This is a genomic window from Aequorivita vladivostokensis (genome assembly GCF_000952855.1).
GTDB lineage: Bacteria > Bacteroidota > Bacteroidia > Flavobacteriales > Flavobacteriaceae > Aequorivita > Aequorivita vladivostokensis.
The window spans coordinates 1-2,310 of record NZ_JSVU01000021.1 but is presented as its reverse complement, the minus strand read 5'-3'; the positions used below and the strand labels follow the sequence as shown (position 1 = coordinate 2,310).

The window sequence follows — 2,310 nt, the reverse complement described above, 5'->3', positions numbered from 1 at the left end:
CAAGACCACCAGCCGCATTCGTCTGGCTCTTAATTACGCTGATAGAGGCGGTCTGCTCAAGCACGGTGACCGTGGGGTCGTCCGTAGGGTCGCCGTTGGTGGTACCGTCACCATCAGGGGTCTCAACAGTCTCCGGATCGGGGATCGTATTTCCGCCCGTATCAGTTCCGGTGTCCGAGGTGTCGGTCACGTCATCTGTACCGTTCACGCTGTCACCCGTGCCCACCGCAATGTTCTCAACGTAGCCAAGGTCCAGGTCCGCCTGGGTAATCTCGTGCTGCGCGGTAACGGTAGCACTCGCGCCGGGAAGAAGGCTCGCGATCGGGTTGCCGCCAGTAATCACAGCATTCGCATCAGTAACCTCTATGTTGCTGACGGTCGTGTTTCCTGTGTTCGTAACGACAATATCATATGTTATAAGATCTCCAAGACCACCAGCCGCATTCGTCTGGCTCTTAATTACGCTGATAGAGGCAGTCTGACAGATTAACACTGTAACAGTATTACTCGTAGCATTTCTAGTTCCTAAAGCAGTATTTCCAGAAACTGTGGCTGTGTTAACTACAGAGCCAAAATTAATGTCAGTCTGGTTAACAATATATGTGGCATTATATGTCCAAGCTTCTCCTACATTTAGAATATTGTCATTATTTGTATCTCCGAGAGAGGGACCAGGAATCACACCTCCAAGCCTAGCATCATTTACAACTACATTAGTAATATCAACATCGCCATCATTGCTCACTACAAATTTATAATCGATTGAACCACCCACTTCAAAAGGAATACAATTTCCTGTTGCACTTGTACTTGATTTTACAATCGACATTTCAGCATTTTGACAGAGATTGACTGTAACAGTGTCTGAATTTGAAACTGGATATGGATTACCAGAAGTTTGAACTTGACCATTTACAGTTGCAGTATTCTGAACCTGTCCATTTATAATATCTTGTTGTACTACTGTATATGTTGCATTATAAACCCAGATTTCGCCTATATCCAAAACACCTGCATTTGTTGTGTCTCCACTAGTTGGGCCAGGAATTGGATTTATAGGATCAATTAATGGATCATTAAGCACCACATTATTTATGGGTGTATTTCCAAGATTTGAAACTCTGAAAGTATAAGAAATTGTTTCACCAGGAGCTAAAGGAGTACATCCTTGTGGATTATTTGGGCTTGCAATTTTTTCAATTTGAATACCACAATTATTCAGAGTAAGAGTGACCGGAGTGCGAGTTGAGCTTTTACAACTAGTTGAATTATTCACAGCCTCGGCATAATAGGTTTTTGATCCTATAGAACTCCATGTAGGTGTAACTACATTTCCTCCCACAGCAAGATCATACCAAACAATTGATTGACCCGGGGGTACAGAAGCGGTGGCCGTTAAGGTTTGAATTGGATCCGCTATACATTCTGTCTGGTTGCCACCACTCAATGGTGCTGATGGCGAAATATTAACCATGATATTAGCGGTATCACTATTGGCACAGCTGTTGCCATCAGTATAACTATAAGTAACCGTAATTGATCCGCTAAGACCGGCTGGATTGAAGGTAGCCGTTCCATCTCCATTATTGGTAACTCCTGTTCCGCTCCATGTTCCGTTGGAATTTGTCGGTGTTCCGGTTAGGGTAATCGGGCTTACGTTGTCGCACAATGGGCCGTAATTTCCGGCATCCACTGTTGGAGCTGTGTTTACCAGTATGTTCGCGGTGTCGCTGTTCGAGCAGCTATTGCCATCAGTGTAACTATAAGTAACCGTAATTGATCCGCTAAGACCGGCTGGATTGAAGGTAGCCGTTCCATCTCCATTATTGGTAACTCCTGTTCCGCTCCATGTTCCGTTGGAATTTGTTGGTGTTCCGGTTAGGGTAATCGGGCTTACGTTGTCGCACAACGGGCCGTAGTTTCCGGCATCCACTGTTGGAGCTGTGTTTACAAGTATGTTCGCGGTGTCGCTGTTCGAGCAGCTATTGCCATCAGTGTAACTATAAGTAACCGTAATTGATCCGCTAAGACCGGCTGGATTGAAGGTAGCCGTTCCATCTCCATTATTGGTAACTCCTGTTCCGCTCCATGTTCCGTTGGAATTTGTTGGTGTTCCGGTTAGGGTAATCGGGCTTACGTTGTCGCACAACGGGCCGTAGTTTCCGGCATCCACTGTTGGAGCTGTGTTTACAAGTATGTTCGCAGTGTCACTGTTCGAGCAACTATTGCCATCAGTGTAACTATAAGTAACCGTAATTGATCCGCTAAGACCGGCTGGATTGAATGTAGCCGTACCATCTCCATTATTGG

1 protein-coding gene is annotated in these 2,310 nt (G+C 45.4%); it reads right to left on the bottom strand.

The window, feature by feature from the left end; genetic code table 11:
• Positions 1–2,310, bottom strand: a 2,310-nt coding sequence (locus MB09_RS15330) for a beta strand repeat-containing protein (protein ID WP_045081805.1), incomplete at both ends; no start/stop codon positions are given.